Genomic DNA, 424 nt, shown 5'->3' with positions numbered 1-424 from the left:
TAGATACAGTTGTACCAGCAGTGAACGATACAGATAGCAATGGTATTGCTGATGATGTTGATGCCGCGATTGCAGCAGCAACACAAGCGGTTCAAACTGCAGAAGCTAAGCATGATGAATTGGTAGAGGCAATTGCTGCTAAAAATGGTGTAATCAGTCCAGCAATGCAAGCTCAATTACAAGCGATCAAAGATCAATTGGATGCGTTGAAAGGTACAGCACAAGGCTTGGTTGATGCATTACCTGCATCAGCAGCTAAAGATAGCTTAGATGCTCGTTTAGATGCTCTTGATACAGTTGTACCAGCAGTGAACGATACAGATAGCAATGGTATTGCTGATGATGTTGATGCCGCGATTGCAGCAGCAACACAAGCGGTTCAAACTGCAGAAGCTAAGCATGATGAATTGGTAGAGGCAATTGC

General features: G+C 43.9%; 1 protein-coding gene. It reads left to right on the top strand.

The genetic code is table 11. The features are described from left to right. Window positions 1-424, top strand: a 424-nt coding sequence (locus tag AC1M9A_RS14410; RefSeq protein ID WP_481610492.1) for a GA-like domain-containing protein, incomplete at both ends; no start/stop codon positions are given.

It is taken from the genome of Acinetobacter sp. ANC_7634 (assembly GCF_056779875.1).
This window is presented reverse-complemented; position numbering and strand designations above follow the sequence as displayed.